Below are 18,329 nucleotides of genomic sequence, written 5' to 3'. Positions count from 1 at the left end.
TATTCCTTTAATTTATGGCGCAGGCCCAATTAAAACTAAACTTCTTGGACGTTCTACATAACCTTCACGACCATCTGGAATAATTTCGATTAAATCAATTTGTGTAGGTGTAATATTCACCACACGACCATGATTTACCCCCATATAGCTACCACGCTGGATACGCTCAATTTCACCATCAGGTGTTTGAATCAATGCCAAAATTTGACCATTTTGACGCATACTGCCTTTCATAGTCAGTGACTCAAGTGCGTAATTTTCCAGTGGTTGTAACTGGCGAGCAAGGTTCGGATAAACGCGCTTCCCTGCCATAATTTTAAGCTCTGCCGCCAATGAACTTGGCATAAATGGGCTTTTGAGCTGGTGTGCTGCATAGTTAAAGGTTGGTGCAGGCTCAAACACAGGTGCAGGTTCAATGGGTAGTGGTGGCTGATTACGAATTTCAGCCATTTGTGCATTGACTGCATCAATCCGTGAATCACAACCAACCATTAATACAGTTGCCAACAGGGCTAACGAAAGCTTTTCAATTTTCATTTTTTACCCCTTTTCGCAGTATTATTTACTCTTTTATTACTCTTCTCGCTATTCGCAGCAGTATCGGTTGCACTGCTTTCCATTGTAGTTTGCGCATCTGCACTGCCTACATAACGATAAGTTTTTGCTTGCGCTTTATAGGTTACTTGCGGAATATCGGTTTTCTTGTCTTTATTTTCAGTCGCCACAATTTCAAAGTCGTGCATGGTCACAATACGTGGCAATGCTGCTGTACCGCTTACGAATGAACCAAAGGCATGATAATCGCCTGTCGCTTCAATTGAAATTGGCTGTTCAATAAAGAACTCTTGTTTAATTTCATTCTCTAAACGAATGTTTTTAAACTTCAAACCTGAATTCACGCCTGTGACGTTAATATCTTCAACTAAACCTGGAATTTCAGTTTCTTTTGGCAATTGTTCAAGTTGTTGGTTAAAGTTCGCTTCCATTTCTTGTAATTGCGCTTGGTATTGCTGCAAATTACGCAATTTAGAATCTTTTTCACGGAACTCATTTAACAAGTTTTGTTCTTGTGTATGTGCTGCTGCAATGGCATCTAACTTTGGCTTGATTACGACAAAGTAACCTAAAGCTAGAATCAGGAAAATAATAAAAATCCAGCAGGTAATTTTGACCGAAAGTGGCCAAGCACCATAATTGTTAGGATCTAGGGTATTGAACTGTTGAAAAAACTTTTCAACGGTCATTTTCTTTTTCGGAGCAACAGCAGCATCCTGATTTACTTCATCATATTCATCGAGACTCATTGTGCTGCCCCCGCTGCTGATGTTGGATTAGGTTCTGTTGGTGTTACAGGAATCGCAATATCTTCTAAATCTGAAGTCACTACGAAAGTACCGTAACTTTCCTCTAGACGAGGAACCACAGAGCTTGGTGCTTTATCTTTATTTTCTTCTTTGGCTAAGAATGAATTCATAAATGCATTGCGATACCAAGGCGATGCTTCCAAATTACGCAAGAATTCAGCCACTGTATTTGGACTTTCAGCCTTGCCTTCAAAAGTAAATTTATTGCCTGTCCGACTCACTTTGGTTAAGTACATATTGCTTGGTGTCACACGCACCAATTCATCCACTAAACGCACAGCAATTGGACGCTGACTTTGCAAGCCCTGAATTAACTTCATGCGCTCAACAATAGCATTCCGCTGTTCTTGCAAGCCTTCTAAAGATTTTAATTGTACATCTAGGTTTTGGTTGGTGCTGATCACCAATTGATTGGCTTGTTCTTGATCTTCTAACTTCGCGTTATAGAAGAACCACGCTAAAGTCACCAATAACACCCCAACAGCAGCCGCTGCAATACAAAATACAATAAATTCTTTTTTTCGTTTTTCTCTTAGCTCATCGCGCCAAGGGAGTAAGTTAATCTTTGCCATTAATCAAAACTCCTCATTGCTAAACCACATGCCACCATCAATGACGGTGCATCACTTTCAATTTTTTTAATGTCGATTTGTGGAGAGAAGCCCATTTGCAAGAATGGATTGGCAATGGTCACACGGTAGCCCAGTTTTTGCTGCAACAACTTCGCAAGACCTGGAATATTGGCATTCCCCCCTGCCAATAAAATGTGATCAATTTCGTTAAATTGTGAAGATGAAAAGAAAAACTGCAGTGAGCGTGCAGCTTGTTGCACCACCGCCTCTAAGAACGGTTCGAGCACTTCTACATCGTAGTCATCTGGCAAAGTACGGCTTTTTTTCGCGCGACCTGCTTCTTCATAAGACAAACCATAACGGTTTTGAATTTCTTGTGTCAGCTGCTTACCACCAAAGGTTTGTTCGCGGGTATAAATAATTTTGTTATTTTGCAGCACCGACAAGGTAGTCATGCTATGACCAATGTCCAAAATACCAATAGTGTTCACACCCATTGGCAGGGTATCGGAGAACACTTTAAAGGCATTTTCGATGGTAAAACTTTCGACATCGGCAATTTTGGCTTTCAAACCACCCAACTCTAATGCTTCTACTCGTGCTTCTACGTTTTCTAAACGTGTCGCAACGAGTAACACATTGACGCGGTTTGGATTGGCTAAACGGTCTGGTTGGACTTCAAAGTCTAGGCTGACTTCATCTAATGGGAATGGAATATATTGCTCGGCGTCCATACGAATTTGAACTTCACGCTCATCGCTGGTCATATCTGCATCCATTTCAATGATTTTGGTAATCACCATTGAGGTTGGAATTGCAAATGCTGCCGATGTAGATTGCGTGTTTGCTAAGTTCAATGCACGTTCAAGCGCATCCCCGACTGCTTCTGGATTGAGAATGTTTTTTTCAACCACACTGCCTTCTGGAAGTGGGACCAGCGCATAGCTTTCAACCCAATATCTCCCATTCTTAACAGAGAGTTCTAATAACTTAACAGAAGTAGAACTAATATCTACACCTATTAACCCCTTACTTGGCTTACGATATAACCTACGCACGATAATACCATTCCTATTATTTTTTTATCCCCAAAAAAATTTAACCTACTAATCCGCGCTGGTCTATAATTTTTTACGGATACAATAGACTTCTTGCGTTAGTCAAATTTTATGCTGCTAAAAGCTATATTTTATGAGGTTTTAGCCAATTCAAAAATTAGATAAAACCATACTTTCGCAAGAGGCCTAATAATTCATCTAACAATCCGTAAATCTACTCGCTATACTGACCAGCAATTAGTTTGCTATTAGCGCTTATTAAAACGCACTTGTTATGAAAAAGCTATCTTGTTCGGGTCGTGTTCATCCATTTTTTTTGATCATAATTATAATTTTGGTCGCAATACCGATGGGTTTCTATGGCATGTATCTCTATATTGCCCCATCTTTGCCAGAAATGACCACCTTAAAAAAAGCACCATTACTAAAGCCATTGCAGGTGTACAGTGCCGATAATGAGCTGATTGCCGAGTATGGCGGCAAACTTTCTGTACCTGTCGACTACGAACATATTCCTGAAAAATTCATTTTTGCGTTCTTGGCAGCTGAAGATTCTGCTTTTTTTGAACACAGTGGAATCAGCTTCAAAGGTTTGGGACGCGCGGTGAGCGAGGCGGTAACAGGCTCCAATGTGCAAACGGGCGGTTCGACCATCACCATGCAGGTTGCAAAAAACTATTATCTCAGTCCTGAACGCACCTTAAAGCGCAAACTGACCGAAATCTTTTTAGCACGTAAAATTGAACAAAACCTGAGCAAAGAAGAAATTTTAACCTTATACGTCAATAAAATCTTTTTGGGTAAAAATGCTTATGGTATCGCGGCCGCTGCCAAAATTTATTACAACAAAAGCTTAGAAGAACTGTCGATTGCACAAATGGCAATGATTGCTGGTTTACCCAAAGCACCGTCACGCTATAACCCTGTCGTCAATCCTGAACGTGCTTTAGAGCGTCGCAACTGGATTTTGGGACGTATGCTGCAACTGGGCTATATCAATCAAAATGAATACCAAAAAGCCATTGCTGAACCCATTAATTTAGATATGCCAGACCGTAGCATAAGCAATAAACACCCCTATATTGGTGAAATGGTACGTGCTGAACTGGTCAGTAAATTTGGCGAACAAGCGGTTGATTCGGGCTATAAAGTTTACACGACGGTAGACAGCAAACGTCAGATGTATGCTGAACAAGCGGTGCAAGAAGGCTTAGAGGCTTATGATCGTCGTCATGGATGGCGTGGTGCAGAGGCACATGACAAGCCTCTGCATGAGTTTCGTGCTTATGCCAATACCTACCCTGCGCAAGTTAGCAAAGTACTGAATAATTCTTTTGAAGCGTTAATGCAAGATGGCACAACGGTTACTGTACCGTGGTCAGGTATGTCTTGGGCGCGCCCCTATCGCAATGCTAACAGTGTAGGCAATGCGCCAAGTCGCGCGGCACAGATTGTAAAAGTCAAAGATATTGTCCGTTTACGCCCAAATGAAAATAAAACCGCTTGGTCATTAGTACAAGTACCAAAAGTGCAAGGTCAATTGGTCGCAATTAACCCGAATAACGGCGCCATTGAAGCATTGGTGGGTGGATATAATTTCTATCAATCCAAATTCAACCGTACTTTACAAGGTTGGCGCCAACCAGGCTCTACCATTAAACCTTTTGTGTATGCACTGGCTTTAGAGCGCGGTATGACACCACACACCATGGTCAATGACAGTCCAATCACCATTGGTAAATGGTCACCACGTAACTCCGATGGTCGCCATTTAGGCATGATTCCGTTACGACGTGCGTTATATTTATCTCGTAACACGGTTTCGGTACGCTTATTACAAGAAGTCGGTATTGAGCGTACCCGCCAACTATTCATGGATTTTGGTTTGCAGGAAGATCAGATTCCGCGTAACTACACCATTGCATTGGGTACGCCACAAGTTTTGCCTATTCAAATGGCAACGGGCTATGCCACTTTTGCCAACGGTGGTTACCGTATTCAACCGCACTTCATTAACCGTATTGAAGATGCTTATGGCAAGGTGATTTATCAAGCCAATCCTGAATATGCGTGTATTGCTTGTATTAACTCCAAAGAACAAACGACTGAAAGTGCCGAAGCCACCACGCCAGATGATGAAGTGATTGAAATCAGTAATAAAAAACTGGCACAAGCTAAACAAAATCCGAACTTATTGGCAGAGCGTAGTCAGTACAAACAGGCACAACGTATTTTAAAATCTAGCTCGGCGTATGATATGTCCAATATTTTACGTGACGTAATTCAACATGGTACTGGACGTGCTGCGCTGAGAATTGGTCGTGGTGATATTGGCGGTAAAACAGGAACCACCAACGATGCCAAAGACGCATGGTTCGCAGGTTTCAACGGCAAACTGGTGACTGTGGCTTGGGTGGGCTTTGACCAACCTACCACTTTAGGACGTCGTGAATACGGTGGTGTCGCAGCGCTGCCAATTTGGACAGATTTTATGGGCAATGCACTTAAAGGCACACCTGAAGCATGGGTCAGTTTAGACAGCAAAGCCAAAGCGCCACAACGTGAACTTAATCATTTGAATGCAGAACAGAAGCAGGATTATCGTGCTTCACCGCCATTGGCACGTCCACTGTATCGACCTGCGCCTGTTGCGCCAGCACGTGCGCCTGAGCGTGATTTTGACGATTTACCAGGCGAGGAGGTATTAATTCCTGAAAACGCTGCACCGCCTGCCATGCAAGCGCCAAACAACAGCCCTGCCAAACCCAATGCAGTACCTAAACCTGCTCCTGATGCGTTAGAAAACTTAATTGACGAAGTCTTGTAACAACAGACAAGCAGTCAGAAAAAAGCCCTCTTACGCAAAGATGAGGACTTTTTTATGGGCTATTCAAACTTACTTTTTCTGAAACAGATAAATTTGATGCTGTGCTGTCACGTCAAACTGGGTTTGCTGTTCCAACGCCTGACGGCGCTCTGCTTTGGCTTTATAGGCATAAGGTGTCATAGCAATTAAATGATTTAAATCATTTTGATTGAGTTGTAATGGTGTTTCCACCACGCTAGCCTCTACCAAATCAAAGGCGTCTTGCAATTGCGCAATAAATTTTTCAGGCTCATGCGGCTTCACTTCTTCAAACAAAGCTTGACGCATCGCCAATAAATGCTCAGGCGCAGGCGTTACTACCAACAAATAGCCTTGTGGTTTTAAAACCCGCAAAATTTCCTGTTGTGGAATTGGGCTAAACAAGCTGGCACATAAATCAATACAATGTTCTAAAACAGGCAAAGTTGCCCCTGTCCCCACCACCCAAGTCACTGCGGGATTCAGTTTCGCCGCCACTTGTACGGCATTCTTGGCAATATCCACCCCGACACACTGCAACACTTCGCCTTGCATGGCAGCGGTGTAATAGCCTTCACCACAGCCAATATCCAACAAATTTTCGATGCGTAAGGTGCGAATTTTTTGCACCACTGCCTGTTGCAAGGGCGCATAATGCCCTGCACTTAAAAATGCACGACGTGCCTGCACCGAAGCAGGTGTATCCCCCGGATTTTTACTGTGCTTATGCTGCACCACATGCAAATTGACGTAGCCTTGTTTCGCAACATCATAGCTGTGATTGCTGGCACAACGCCACGTTCGATCATGCAGTTGCAATACCTGACGACACACAGGACACATCAGCAAATTCATCATTTTCTCCAGAGTGAACCACATAAAAAAGTCGGCGAGTGCCGACTTTTAAAATTTTCGGTTGGATAGGCTTAACGTAATTTTAAAGTCATTAAACCTAAAACCACCAGCATAATTGTGATAATCCAGAAACGAATCACCACTTGAGTTTCACGCCAGCCTTTCTTTTCATAGTGGTGATGCAACGGCGCCATTAAGAATACCCGTTTATTGCGCATACGTAGTGAACCAATTTGCAGAAATACCGAAATTGCTTCAACTACAAACACCCCACCCATAATCGCAAACACGATTTCCTGACGTACCATCACGGCAATCGTACCCAGCATTGCCCCCAAAGACAATGCGCCGACATCGCCCATAAAGACTTGTGCAGGATGCGCGTTATACCACAGGAAGGCTAAGCCTGCTCCAATCATCGCGGCACAGATTACCACCAACTCAGACGCATATTTCACATAAGGGATATGCAAATAATCAGCAAAACGAACATCCCCCGCCAAGTAGGCAAAGACGCCCAAACCTGCCGCAACCAACACGATTGGCATAATTGCCAAGCCATCTAAACCATCAGTTAGGTTCACCGCATTTGAGGCACCATTAATCACCAAATAGGTAAAGATAATGAAGCCAATACCGAGTGGAATCAACGACAATGGAATGCTGAAATCTTTAAAAAATGGAATCAACACATCCAGCATATCTGCAGTTTGTGCAGGATTTGGCTGTTGGGTTGCAATCACATACAATGCAATACCCGCACCCAATGATGCTACCGAAGTCCAGAAGAATTTTTTACGCGCTGGCAAACCCGCATTGTCTTTGTAGCGAATTTTAATCCAGTCATCTGCCCAGCCTACAGCGCCAAAAATGACCATAACTGCCAGTACAATCCAGACGTAAGGGTTAGATAAATCTGCCCACAATAGGGTCGAAATACCAATGGAAAGCAGGATTAATACCCCGCCCATGGTTGGCGTACCCATTTTTTTGGCATGCCCTTCAGGTGCATAAGAGCTGACTGCCTGACCGTATTTTAATGCTTGTAATTTACGAATCATCACAGGGCCTAGCACCAAACCGATGCCAAGCGCAGTCAATACACTCAGTAATGAACGTAATGTTAAATAACGAACCACCTGAAACGAGCTGTTATAGCCCGCCAGCTGTTCAAATAACCATAACAGCATTTAAATTTTCTCCATCAATGCAGCCATCAACGTTTCCATATGGGTATAACGAGAACCTTTAAATAGGAAACTCATGGACTGAGGTTGATGTGTTTTTACCAGATCAATTAAAAACGGCAAGGCTTGTTCTTGAGTGACAAAAGCCTGTAATTTTTTTCCATATTGGGTACTACGTGCACCTTCTTGGGTCGCTGGTGCAAATTCACCAACTGCCACCACAAAGTTGATGCCACGAATAGACACCAAATCACGCCCCAACATATAGTGCTGTTGTGCTGCGCTATTGCCCAGTTCGCCAATATCACCGATCACCATAACCCGCACACCTGTTTGCTGTGCAAGGACTTCGCCTGCAGCACGCATAGAGGTTGGATTGGCATTATAGGTGTCATCAATAAATAAATGCGTGCCTTGCTGAATAAAGTTCAAACGACCTTTTGTCCCTTGTGCCTGCTCCAAGCCTGCGACAATATCATCTAAACTTACACCAATTGCCAGTGCAAAAGCGGCAGCAGCCGTGGCATTTTGTACATTGTGTTCACCTGCAAATGGCAAGTGAATTTGACGCACCCCTTGCGTGGTATTTAAACAAAAACTTGCTGATTGTGGCTGAAGCTGAATGTCTGTCGCAAACACATCACCGCCTTCACCAAAACTTAGACACTGTTCTGACTGAACCGCTTGCTGAATCTGTTCGGCAAAATCATCGGCAGCAGGGACAATCGCTGTACCTTGCGAGGCAATATGTGCATAAATTTCAGACTTGGCCCGACAAATACCATCACGCCCACCAAACTCACCCAAATGCGCAGTACCAATATTGATAATGCCTGCCACCTGCGGCTGCACCAAGTTTGAGGTGTAATCGATTTCACCTTGATGACTGGCGCCCAATTCCATCACTGCATATTGATGGCTAGCATTCAACTCCAATAACATCATCGGCACACCCAAGTCATTATTCAGGTTGCCACGGGTAATTAAAGTCGGTGCCAAACGTGACAAAATACTACCGAGCATTTCTTTAGTGGTGGTTTTACCGCTACTGCCTGTTAACGCAATCACTTTTAATTGAGGATGTTGCTGACGACGAAATGCGCCCAAGTGTCCTAAAGCCAAATGGGTATCAGGCACGACCAATTGGCAAATATCTGCGTCTACAGGCTGGCTGACAATTGCCATAGAACAGCCCTGAGTCGCTACTTGTGCCACAAAATCATGCGCATCAAAACGCTCACCTTTTAAAGCCAAAAAGGCATCGCCTGCTTCAGCATGGCGTGAATCGGTTAAAATACGTTTAATCTCGCCTTGCGGTGCTTGCCCATTGAACCAATAACCCTGTGTTGCCTGTTTGAGTTGTTCGGCAGTCCAAGGTTCTAAAATTGCGGTACTGGTGGTGGAAGTGTGCATACAAATTCCTTATTGGGCAGGATAAGCAGAAGGTGAACAATGCTGTGCATCTATCGCAGATTGCACTTCAACCACATCGTCAAACCAGTGTCTTACTCCATCTATTTCTTGATAGTTTTCATGACCTTTGCCTGCAATCAAGACAATATCGCCTGACTGTGCATGTTTGACTGCATATTTAATCGCTTCACGACGATCATGAATTTCATGGCTCTGTGCCACCGACAAATCGACACCTGTCTGCATATCGGCAAAAATTTGCAAAGGATCTTCTGTACGCGGGTTATCAGAAGTCAAAAGCACAACATTGGCATAGTCCAATGCCGCTTGGGTCATCAGTGGGCGTTTACCACGATCCCGATCTCCACCGCAGCCAAACACCGCCCAAAGCTGTGCGCTAACATGGCGTTTTAAGGTTTGCAACACTTGAATTAGGGCATCTGGCGTGTGTGCATAATCCACCACAAATAAACGCTCTGCATCACGCAACACTTGCATACGCCCCGGTGCGCCTTTGAGTTGTGCAGTCGTGTGTATTAAATCCTGTAATGCAAAACCTGCTTGCTCTGCTGCGATTAAACTCGCGACCAAGTTTTCAACATTAAAATGTCCGAGCAACGGACTTTGCACCACATATTCTGCCGTAGCAGTTTGTAGATGGAAACGTACACCATTCAGACTGTATTCAATCTGCTGTACTTGATAGTCTGCCGCTTGCTGCGTGGAATAAGTCAAAATTTTCGGTTGCGCAGGGTTCTGTTGCGCCGCTTTTAACATGACTGCAGCATATTCATCATCTAAATTAATAATTGCAACTTTTAAACTGGCAAACTGAAACAGCATGGCTTTGGCTGCAGCATATGCCTCTAAAGTACCGTGATAATCCAAATGGTCACGACTCAGGTTGCTATATACCGCAATTTCAATATCGCAGCCATTTAAGCGCCCTTGCTCCAAGCCATGTGAACTGGCTTCAATTGCGGCAAATTTTGCCCCTTGTTGTGCATAGCTGTATAAAGCATTTTGCAGTTGCAAGGCATCTAAAGTGGTATGTGTTGAAGCTTCCAAATTGGGCAAAATTCCGTTGCCTGTGGTGCCCATGACTGCACAGCGTTGAGCTTGCAACATCAACAATTCAGCAATTAAGCGGGAAATGGTGGTTTTACCATTGGTACCCGTGACTGCAAGCACACGTGCCAAAGGTACAGGCTGTCGTGCTTGTAAATATTGTTTTTGCCACTGCCCCATGCGCTGACGCACATCTGGCACCACCAAATTATTGGCAACTACCAATTCAGTTTCCGAAATCACCGCCAAAGCACCTTGATCTAAAGCTGCTTGCGCAAATTGTGCGGTTTTTTCAGGCTGCGACAAACTGGTCAGGGCAATAAAAATTTGCCCTGCTGTCACATGGCGGCTGTCAAGTTGAAAGCCCTGAAAGTCTTGTATCATCCAATCTGCAACGCGGGAACTGCGATAAATATTTTGAAAGCTGATAGACATGCGTCACCTGTTATTGGATGTTGGGAGTTTCTAAAGGTTTATCTAAAGGTACGTTCATTAAACGTAAAGATTCTTGCATCACACGAGCAAATACAGGCGCTGCCACCAAACCACCATAATACTGTCCTGTTGGATTTTCCACCACGACAACCATGGCTAAACGCGGATCACTGACTGGCGCAACCCCAGCAAACAAGGCACGATATTCAGTCTGTGAATAGCCTTTGCGGTCTGCGCGAAGTTTATGCGCTGTTCCCGTTTTACCTGCAACCCGATAGCCTGGAATATTGGCTTGACGTGCCGTACCACCGGGTAACGTTACGGCTTCCATCATCAGTAGAACTTGATCGGCAATTTTAGCATCAACAATTTGTTCGCCTTTAGGCTGTTCTTCTAATTTGTATAAACTCAGCGGCATTTTTACGCCTTTATTGGCAAGCATGGCATAGGCATCTGCCAATTGCAGCACAGTGGCGTTCAAACCATAACCATAAGACATGGTCGCCACTTCCGACACATTCCACTTGCTTGGCGGCAAAATTAAACCTGCACTTTCACCCGGAAATTTCACTGCAGAACGCGCACCAAACCCTAAACGCTTATAAAAAGTCGGTAAGGTTGCATACGGTAAAGATAAAGCAATTTTCGCCACACCCACGTTTGACGATTTTTGGATAATTCCCGCCAAAGTCAGTGAGCCATAATTGTGGGTATCACGAATGGTGTGATTACCCACCCGCATTGAACCACCACTTAAATTGACCACGGTATTCGGTGAATATTTGCCACTTTCCAGTGCCATTGCCACCGTCATAGGCTTCATGGTCGAACCCGGTTCAAAAGAATCCACCGCACCACGGTTACGCATGGCATCTTTATTGGACAAACTTTTTTTGTCATTCGGGTTATACGACGGCCAACTGGTCATCGCCAAAATTTCACCCGTTTTCACATCTACCGCAATTGCTGTGGCTGAACGGGCATTATTTGCCACCCCTGCTGCAGTCAATTCACGATACATAATGTATTGCAAACGTGAGTCGATACTCAGGGTAATATTTTCGCCCGGTTCAACCTCTCTCACCACTTCTGGGTCTTTGACACGGTTACCCTTTTTATCGCGCACGATTTGCTGTTCGCCATCCACGCCTGCCAAGCGGGTATTTAGCTGCATTTCCAAGCCTTCAATGCCTGTGCCTTCACTATTGGTCAAACCAATAATTTGTGCATTCGGCTGTGGCTGCGGGTAATAACGCTTATAGTTTTTCTCGGTATATACCCCTTGGAAATTACGTTTTAGAATCAGCTCTGCCTGTTGCGGCGGCACTTCTTTTTGTAAAACCAAATAACGTGAACGCGGACGCTCGTTCATTTTATTTTTCAGTTCTTGGCGATCCATCCCAACTGCATCGGCAAGTTCATCTAAATTCAAGTTTTTATCTGGCAATTGACGCTGCAATTTACGACTGGTCGGATTTTTTTCCAACTCGGCTGTAATTTCTTCAAACAGTTTTTTATTGTCAAAATAATCACGTGGATCAATCACCACTTTCATTACAGGGGTACTAATTGCCAAAGGCACACCGTGGCGATCATAAATCACCCCGCGCATAGCTTTGAGCTTTTCTGTTCTTAAAATATTGGCATTGGCTTTGTTTTGTAAAAAATCATGGTTCACAATTTGCACATAAAAAGCACGTCCCACCAGTGCCACGAACACCAGCAGTACCACAGCCCACATTAAGTAAAAACGCCACATTTCTACATGAATGGCATTTTTTCCAGTTACCGATTGCTGTTTCTTTCGGGTTTGCTTTTTACGCGTATCGACCATGTGCAACTCGCCTTATTGTTGTTCTGAGGTTGTAGGCAAAGAAATCACCACAGTTTGCGGTGCGGGCGGTGAATACATACGCAGTTGCGTCACCGCACGGGTGCCAATTTGTGCAGTTGCACCAAAGGTCTGCTGTTCAATTAACAAACGCCCCCATTCAGCATTTAAGTCATCTCGCTCGCGCATATAAGAACTCAGCTCACGATAATCATGGCGATATTCAAACACTTGAAACACCACCATAATCGCGCTGATAAATACCAGCGCCAATAAAATAAAATAGGCGACCATTTTTTTCAGTCGCACTTGAGATTGATTTTTTTCAACGGTTTCAGTTTTCATTATTGGCCTTTTCAAGCTAATCGTTCTGCAACACGTAGCCATGCGCTGCGTGAGCGTGGATTGGCTTTGACTTCTTCATCACTGGCACGCACACGTGATATTTTTTTCAATCGACGTGTATCTTGTTGCTGTTGTGGCAAGCCCCAACCCGAATCTTCAGGCAGGCTCGATTCTTTTTGAATAAACTGTTTAATTAAACGATCTTCCAAAGAATGGAAGCTAATTACCGCCAAACGACCTTCGGGTTTTAACACCTCAACGGCTTGCGGCAAGAAGTTTTCAATATCTTCTAATTCTTTATTAATCGCAATACGAATTGCCTGAAAAGTACGTGTTGCAGCGTGTTTGTTTTTTTCCCACTTCGGATGGGCAACTTTTACAATTTCAGCCAATTGTGCGGTAGTTTCAATATAACCCGCCTGTTTAATGGCTTTGGCAATACGGCGGCTATAACGCTCTTCACCATATTGAAAAATCACATTGGCTAAGGCTTCTTCTTCAATATCCACCAGCCATTCTGCCGCAGTCGGGCCTTGTGAGTTGTCCATACGCATATCAAGCGGGCCATCTTTCATAAAGCTAAAACCGCGTTCTGCCTGATCTAGCTGTGGTGACGACACGCCTAAATCGGCCATCACACCATCGACCTGAGTGACGCCCAAATCATTCAACGCTTGCTGCATATCGGCAAAACTGGCATGAATAATCTGAAAGCGCGAATCTTGCTGCGCCAATTCTGCTGCCACGGCCAAAGCTTGTGGATCTTTATCAAAGGCATAGACTCGTGCCTGCGCATCCAATTTGGATAACAACAAACGCGTGTGTCCACCTCGTCCAAAGGTGGCATCGACATAAATTCCTGTATTGCGATCTGCCAACACGGCATCAACAGTTTCATGAAGTAATACAGAAATATGCGACATAAGGTTCAATCAATACAGCTAAAATGTAACTGCACATTATTACCTTGTTTTGGCAAAGCTCCAAACGTCTTTTTGTAGATAAATATTACTTTCCATAGGGAAAACCGTTTTTGACTTTTTTAAAGCACAAAAAAATCTCCGTAGAGATTTTTTTGTGTGCCAATCCAATAAAAGATTAGCCGAAAATGGATATCTGTTTAACGCTTAGTATTATAAATTTGGTCGAAAATCGCACCATTCACAAAATGTGTTTTTTGTGCATTTTCCCAGCCACCGAACACTTCATCAATCGTGAAGGTTTTTAATTTCGGGAATTGTGCTGCATATTTTGCAAGGACTTTTTCATTACGTGGACGGTAGAAATGCTTAGCCGCCATTTCCTGACCTAAAGGTGAATATAAATAGTTGATATAGCCTGTCGCTAACCATTTATTGCCATTTTTTTCTACTGTGCGGTCTACGATTGCCACCGAAGGTTCAGTCAAAATAGAAATAGATGGATAAACAATATCAAACTTGTCTTTGCCTAAGGTTTTTAAAGTTACAAGGGCTTCATTTTCCCAAGTCAACAACACATCACCAATGCCACGTTCAGCAAATGTAGTCATCGACGCACGTGCTGCCGAATCCATCACTTTTACATTGTGGTACATCTTGCCCACAAATTCTTGCGCTTTGGCCTTAGAGCCGCCCGGCTGCTTTTCTGCATAACCCCAAGCCGATAAATACACCCAACGTGGCAAACCACCTGTTTTCGGGTTAGGGGTAATAATTTGTACGCCTGGTTTGGTTAAGTCATTCCAGTCTTTAATGTTTTTCGGATTGCCTTTACGCACCATAAAGACGATGGTCGAGGTATAAGGCGCAGAGTTATGAGGAAATTCTTTTTGCCAACCTGCTTGGATTTGACCTGACTTTACAATTTCTTCAATGTCATTCGCCAATGCCAAAGTTACGACATCGCCCTTTAAACCATCGACCACAGAACGCGCTTGCTTGCCTGAACCACCATGTGATTGTTTAAAGTTGACGTCTAAACCTGTACGTTTTTTCCAGTACTGACCAAACGACTTGTTAAATTCATCATAAAATTCGCGGGTCGCATCATACGATACATTTAAAAACTGACGATCTGCAGCCTGAGCAGTCGTTGCAGCAAAACCTGTTGCCAATAGCGCAGCAGCCAATAAAGCTTTCAATTGAGTTTTCATTACAGCACACATCACCTTTAATCTGTCGCTCAATATATGCAATGCTCAGGCGCTGCGCAATTTGTAAAAAACATGCAAAAAATGATTAAATTCAAATAATTTAGCTTTAATTAATTGTTTTTAATCAATTTAATTCAAGATGCGGCGTTTATTCCAAATTTATACCTTTTTATGGATTAGATATATAAAAAGTGAATAAAACTTTGATCCGTTTTTAGACTCAACGGTAAAATAAGCGACATCACAGCAATCAAACCCGCTTCAAAACTATTTTATTGTGACTTTTGTAACAATCTTCACGATATCTCCACAGTTGTTTGTTACAACATGTTCTAAATCAAAGATCATCTGAAAAATCGGTATATAGTGAGTAAATGATGATAAAGATCTTATTAAGAGTGTGACGCAAATCTACTTTTGTTATGATTTTTGTGATTAAATATTAAAGTGATTAAAACAATTTATAAATTGTGAGTTCACTCATAAAGGAAAGGGGGAATCAAAATGAAATCTAAACTCATGTTCGCAGTATTACTCAGCTTAAGTACAGTCGGTCACAGTGCAGTGATCAAATCTGCTGAAAGTAAAACCCATTTAACTGCGGAAAAGGGGTCTTTAATTGAAAAAGCCCTTACCCAACAAAAACAGGCAGACAAGCAAAAGTTTGAATCAAATAATGATTTAAAAGTGCTGACTTCCATTCATGTCGCTCCAACTCAAAATTTCTTTGCCTTGCAAAATCAGCGTTTTAGCCGTTTTGTACAAGCCTTATTCCCGCAAGATAACTCATAACTCCGCATTAAATTCACTGCCTTTGATCCCCTTTTCAAATGCAGTTGAAACGCCCAAGTACAGAATGTTGAATTTAACATTAAGTACTTGGGCTTTTTCGTTATAATGGTTGCAATTTACATTTTGAATTAATTTTTGCTTATGACTGTTCGTACTCGTATCGCGCCTTCTCCTACTGGTTTCCCGCACGTGGGAACAGCGTATATCGCCTTGTTTAACTTATGTTTTGCCAAACAACACGGTGGTGAATTTATTCTTCGTATTGAAGATACTGACCAACTGCGCTCAACCCCTGAATCTGAAAAAATGATTTTGGATTCATTGCGTTGGTTAGGCTTAAATTGGGCAGAAGGTCCAGATATCGGCGGCCCACATGCACCGTATCGCCAATCTGAACGTATGGATATTTATAAGCAATACGCCTTGCAATTGGTTGAACAAGGGCATGCTTTCTATTGCTTCGCTACTAGCGAAGAACTAGATCAAATGCGTGCAGAACAACAAGCACGTGGTGAAAGCCCGCGCTACGATGGTCGTGGTTTAAACTTGTCTGCAGATGAAGTGCAGCGTCGTTTAGCGGCAGGCGAAGCGCATGTTATTCGTATGAAAGTGCCAACCGAAGGCGTATGTAAATTTAATGACATGCTGCGCGGTGAAGTGGAAATTCCATGGGCGCAAGTCGATATGCAAATTTTGCTGAAAACAGATGGCTTGCCAACTTACCATTTGGCCAACGTGGTCGATGACCATTTGATGCAAATCACTCACGTGATTCGTGGTGAAGAATGGATTCCATCGGCACCGAAACACCAATTGCTTTATCAATATTTTGGTTGGGATATGCCTGTGTTATGCCACATGCCATTGTTGCGTAACCCAGACAAATCAAAATTATCTAAACGTAAAAACCCAACTTCAATCAACTACTACAAAGACATTGGCGTATTACCTGAAGCTTTGCTGAACTATTTAGGTCGCATGGGTTGGTCAATGCCAGATGAAAGTGAAAAATTCACCTTAGCCGAAATGATTGAACACTTTGATATTCAACGTGTTTCACTAGGCGGCCCTATCTTTGATGTGGAAAAACTCAATTGGCTGAATGGTCAATGGATTAAAGCGCTTTCACCTGCTGAGCTGTTAGATACCTTATTGGCTTGGAAAGCAGATCGTGCCAAATTGGAAGAAATTGCTGCCGCAATTCAACCACGTATTCATTTACTCTCAGAAGCGGTCAATTGGTCTGCACATTACTTCAACCATTTCCCAAGCTTAAGCAAGGAACAGTTTGAAAGTAAAAAACTGTCTGAAGAACAAGTGCGTCAAAGCCTACAATTTGCAATTTGGCGTTTAGAAAGTCTATTTACTTGGAACAACGACACGGTGAGCCAAACCCTAATGGATTTAGCCAACCAAATGGAAATCAAATTGCGTGATTTCATGCCTGCGTTCTTTATTGCAATTGCAGGTTCAACCGCATCTACACCTGTGATGCAAACCATGGTCACCATTGGTCCTGACCTGACCTTTGCGCGTTTGCGTCATGCCTTAGAAGTGGTTGGCGGACCAAGCAAAAAAGAAGTTAAAGTCTGGGAAAAACTGAATGAAAGCATCAAATTGCCGAAAAATGATGCAATTGATCCAGCTTAATTCATTTTTTTGTTGACGTGTGCGCGCAATAGCCCTAATATTGCGCTCACACAGACTGGGGTCATAGCTCAGTTGGTAGAGCGCTACAATGGCATTGTAGAGGTCAGCGGTTCGATCCCGCTTGACTCCACCAAGTTTAAATAAGGCTTTACCTGTGTTGCCTCATCAAGTCCCTATCGTCTAGAGGCCTAGGACATCGCCCTTTCACGGCGGTAACCGGGGTTCGAATCCCCGTAGGGACGCCATATTCAAGATGAATATAAATTCACTTATCTTCATCTTATAATAAAGCTCAAGCAATGACTTGGGCTTTTTTATTGCCCTGTTTTCTGACAGACTGTTTTTGATTTGCCGTACATTTGGTTAGAATAACGATCAGATTAGAATTTTGGAGTTGTAATGCAATACCGATGCCCTAAATGTCAAAGCCCAAAAATCATGCCTGTTGCGCAGGCAGGTCAAACAACACCGCGTCCTGTGGTGCCAAAAAGCTTGGTGATGCTTATTCCAGCGGTATTTGTCTTATTACTTCTTGTCTTGATCAGTATCGCCATGTGGATTTTTGGTGATGGTGCAGGCACAACCTTACAAAGCATTACTGTGGCGGTATTTGTGCTGTGTGTAATTGCAGGTTTCTTGTTTTATCGTGATTTGCCTGATTTCAAAATTTCTATGCAAGCCTTTATGCAGTCACAAAAAAAATGGAAGTGCCGTGAATGTGCACATGAGTGGGAAGTTTAAACCTCACTGGTCTACATCTAGATTAAGAAAAATGTTGCT

16 protein-coding genes and 2 tRNA genes are annotated in these 18,329 nt (G+C 43.1%); 6 read left to right on the top strand and 12 right to left on the bottom strand.

Features of this window, described 5'->3' with window-relative positions; all coding sequences use genetic code 11:
- Nucleotides 1–12 precede the first annotated feature (12 nt).
- The 4 genes from ACEO2X_RS00650 to ACEO2X_RS00635 are packed head-to-tail and all read right to left on the bottom strand — an operon-like array spanning nt 13 to nt 2,994.
- Nucleotides 13–537: a pilus assembly protein PilP gene (locus ACEO2X_RS00650; protein ID WP_104852650.1), complete on the bottom strand. Its 525-nt coding sequence runs from the start codon at nt 535–537 to the stop codon at nt 13–15.
- Nucleotides 534–1,304, bottom strand: coding sequence for a type 4a pilus biogenesis protein PilO (locus ACEO2X_RS00645; protein ID WP_371970929.1), 771 nt, complete (start codon nt 1,302–1,304; stop codon nt 534–536). The genes ACEO2X_RS00650 and ACEO2X_RS00645 overlap by 4 nt, the downstream gene beginning before the upstream one ends.
- Nucleotides 1,301–1,936: a PilN domain-containing protein gene (locus ACEO2X_RS00640; protein WP_230245472.1), complete on the bottom strand. Its 636-nt coding sequence runs from the start codon at nt 1,934–1,936 to the stop codon at nt 1,301–1,303. Before ACEO2X_RS00640 ends, ACEO2X_RS00645 begins: the two co-directional genes overlap by 4 nt.
- Entirely contained in the window at nt 1,936–2,994 is a 1,059-nt protein-coding gene (locus tag ACEO2X_RS00635; protein ID WP_019836139.1) for a pilus assembly protein PilM, read from the bottom strand. Before ACEO2X_RS00635 ends, ACEO2X_RS00640 begins: the two co-directional genes overlap by 1 nt.
- Before the next feature lie 274 nt (nt 2,995–3,268).
- Between ACEO2X_RS00635 and ponA the strand changes: the two genes are divergently transcribed.
- Nucleotides 3,269–5,821, top strand: a complete 2,553-nt coding sequence (ponA, locus tag ACEO2X_RS00630; RefSeq protein ID WP_371970928.1) for a penicillin-binding protein PBP1a — start codon at nt 3,269–3,271, stop codon at nt 5,819–5,821.
- Nucleotides 5,822–5,890: 69 nt separating this feature from the next.
- Here the strand turns inward: ponA and ACEO2X_RS00625 are convergent, their stop codons facing one another.
- The 8 genes from ACEO2X_RS00625 to ACEO2X_RS00590 all read right to left on the bottom strand — a co-directional run bounded on the left by ACEO2X_RS00625 (nt 5,891) and on the right by ACEO2X_RS00590 (nt 15,107).
- Nucleotides 5,891–6,694, bottom strand: coding sequence for a putative RNA methyltransferase (locus tag ACEO2X_RS00625; RefSeq protein WP_371970927.1), 804 nt, complete (start codon nt 6,692–6,694; stop codon nt 5,891–5,893).
- 71 nt (nt 6,695–6,765) lie between these two features.
- On the bottom strand, nt 6,766–7,884 hold the full coding sequence (gene mraY, locus ACEO2X_RS00620; protein ID WP_019836136.1) for a phospho-N-acetylmuramoyl-pentapeptide-transferase: 1,119 nt from the start codon (nt 7,882–7,884) through the stop codon (nt 6,766–6,768).
- Nucleotides 7,885–9,294, bottom strand: a complete 1,410-nt coding sequence (gene murF / locus ACEO2X_RS00615) for a UDP-N-acetylmuramoyl-tripeptide--D-alanyl-D-alanine ligase (RefSeq protein WP_371970926.1) — start codon at nt 9,292–9,294, stop codon at nt 7,885–7,887. It abuts the gene before it with no gap.
- Nucleotides 9,295–9,303: 9 nt separating this feature from the next.
- Complete coding sequence (locus tag ACEO2X_RS00610) at nt 9,304–10,797, bottom strand: UDP-N-acetylmuramoyl-L-alanyl-D-glutamate--2,6-diaminopimelate ligase (protein WP_371970925.1); 1,494 nt, start codon at nt 10,795–10,797, stop codon at nt 9,304–9,306.
- 10 nt (nt 10,798–10,807) lie between these two features.
- A complete protein-coding gene (ftsI, locus tag ACEO2X_RS00605; RefSeq protein ID WP_131260649.1) occupies nt 10,808–12,631 on the bottom strand; it encodes a penicillin-binding protein PBP3 in 1,824 nt (607 codons plus the stop codon).
- A gap of 12 nt (nt 12,632–12,643) precedes the next feature.
- Complete coding sequence (gene ftsL, locus ACEO2X_RS00600; protein ID WP_104852659.1) at nt 12,644–12,973, bottom strand: cell division protein FtsL; 330 nt, start codon at nt 12,971–12,973, stop codon at nt 12,644–12,646.
- Between the two features lie 11 nt (nt 12,974–12,984).
- Complete coding sequence (rsmH, locus tag ACEO2X_RS00595; RefSeq protein WP_004974437.1) at nt 12,985–13,896, bottom strand: 16S rRNA (cytosine(1402)-N(4))-methyltransferase RsmH; 912 nt, start codon at nt 13,894–13,896, stop codon at nt 12,985–12,987.
- 197 nt (nt 13,897–14,093) lie between these two features.
- Entirely contained in the window at nt 14,094–15,107 is a 1,014-nt protein-coding gene (locus tag ACEO2X_RS00590; RefSeq protein ID WP_096901291.1) for a sulfate ABC transporter substrate-binding protein, read from the bottom strand.
- 504 nt (nt 15,108–15,611) lie between these two features.
- Between ACEO2X_RS00590 and ACEO2X_RS00585 the strand changes: the two genes are divergently transcribed.
- The 5 genes from ACEO2X_RS00585 (at nt 15,612) to ACEO2X_RS00565 (ending at nt 18,290) form a co-directional block, all read left to right on the top strand.
- On the top strand, nt 15,612–15,899 hold the full coding sequence (locus tag ACEO2X_RS00585) for a hypothetical protein (RefSeq protein WP_154320244.1): 288 nt from the start codon (nt 15,612–15,614) through the stop codon (nt 15,897–15,899).
- 141 nt (nt 15,900–16,040) lie between these two features.
- Nucleotides 16,041–17,549 (top strand): glutamate--tRNA ligase, encoded by a 1,509-nt coding sequence (gene gltX / locus ACEO2X_RS00580; protein ID WP_179989021.1) that lies wholly within the window; start codon nt 16,041–16,043, stop codon nt 17,547–17,549.
- A gap of 57 nt (nt 17,550–17,606) precedes the next feature.
- Nucleotides 17,607–17,682 (top strand) — tRNA-Ala (locus tag ACEO2X_RS00575).
- Nucleotides 17,683–17,718: 36 nt separating this feature from the next.
- Nucleotides 17,719–17,794: transfer RNA gene (locus ACEO2X_RS00570), tRNA-Glu, on the top strand.
- Between the two features lie 154 nt (nt 17,795–17,948).
- A complete protein-coding gene (locus tag ACEO2X_RS00565) occupies nt 17,949–18,290 on the top strand; it encodes a hypothetical protein (RefSeq protein ID WP_004974430.1) in 342 nt (113 codons plus the stop codon).
- Nucleotides 18,291–18,329 lie beyond the last annotated feature (39 nt).

The sequence above is a fragment of the Acinetobacter sp. AL9 genome (assembly GCF_041464035.1).
GTDB lineage: Bacteria > Pseudomonadota > Gammaproteobacteria > Pseudomonadales > Moraxellaceae > Acinetobacter > Acinetobacter towneri.
The sequence above is the reverse complement of the archived record's forward strand: the minus strand, read 5'-3'. Positions and strand labels throughout refer to the sequence as shown.

Bases quoted from the DNA above. Each gene is read 5' to 3' on its own strand.
- ACEO2X_RS00650 (WP_104852650.1), bottom strand. From the start codon at position 537: ATGAAAATTGAAAAGCTTTCGTTAGCCCTGTTGGCAACTGTATTAATG.
- ACEO2X_RS00645 (WP_371970929.1), bottom strand. From the start codon at position 1,304: ATGAGTCTCGATGAATATGATGAAGTAAATCAGGATGCTGCTGTTGCT.
- ACEO2X_RS00640 (WP_230245472.1), bottom strand. From the start codon at position 1,936: ATGGCAAAGATTAACTTACTCCCTTGGCGCGATGAGCTAAGAGAAAAA.
- ponA (WP_371970928.1), top strand. From the start codon at position 3,269: ATGAAAAAGCTATCTTGTTCGGGTCGTGTTCATCCATTTTTTTTGATC.
- ACEO2X_RS00625 (WP_371970927.1), bottom strand. From the start codon at position 6,694: ATGAATTTGCTGATGTGTCCTGTGTGTCGTCAGGTATTGCAACTGCAT.
- mraY (WP_019836136.1), bottom strand. From the start codon at position 7,884: ATGCTGTTATGGTTATTTGAACAGCTGGCGGGCTATAACAGCTCGTTT.
- murF (WP_371970926.1), bottom strand. From the start codon at position 9,294: ATGCACACTTCCACCACCAGTACCGCAATTTTAGAACCTTGGACTGCC.
- ACEO2X_RS00610 (WP_371970925.1), bottom strand. From the start codon at position 10,797: ATGTCTATCAGCTTTCAAAATATTTATCGCAGTTCCCGCGTTGCAGAT.
- ftsI (WP_131260649.1), bottom strand. From the start codon at position 12,631: ATGGTCGATACGCGTAAAAAGCAAACCCGAAAGAAACAGCAATCGGTA.
- ftsL (WP_104852659.1), bottom strand. From the start codon at position 12,973: ATGAAAACTGAAACCGTTGAAAAAAATCAATCTCAAGTGCGACTGAAA.
- rsmH (WP_004974437.1), bottom strand. From the start codon at position 13,896: ATGTCGCATATTTCTGTATTACTTCATGAAACTGTTGATGCCGTGTTG.
- ACEO2X_RS00590 (WP_096901291.1), bottom strand. From the start codon at position 15,107: ATGAAAACTCAATTGAAAGCTTTATTGGCTGCTGCGCTATTGGCAACA.
- ACEO2X_RS00585 (WP_154320244.1), top strand. From the start codon at position 15,612: ATGAAATCTAAACTCATGTTCGCAGTATTACTCAGCTTAAGTACAGTC.
- gltX (WP_179989021.1), top strand. From the start codon at position 16,041: ATGACTGTTCGTACTCGTATCGCGCCTTCTCCTACTGGTTTCCCGCAC.
- ACEO2X_RS00565 (WP_004974430.1), top strand. From the start codon at position 17,949: ATGCAATACCGATGCCCTAAATGTCAAAGCCCAAAAATCATGCCTGTT.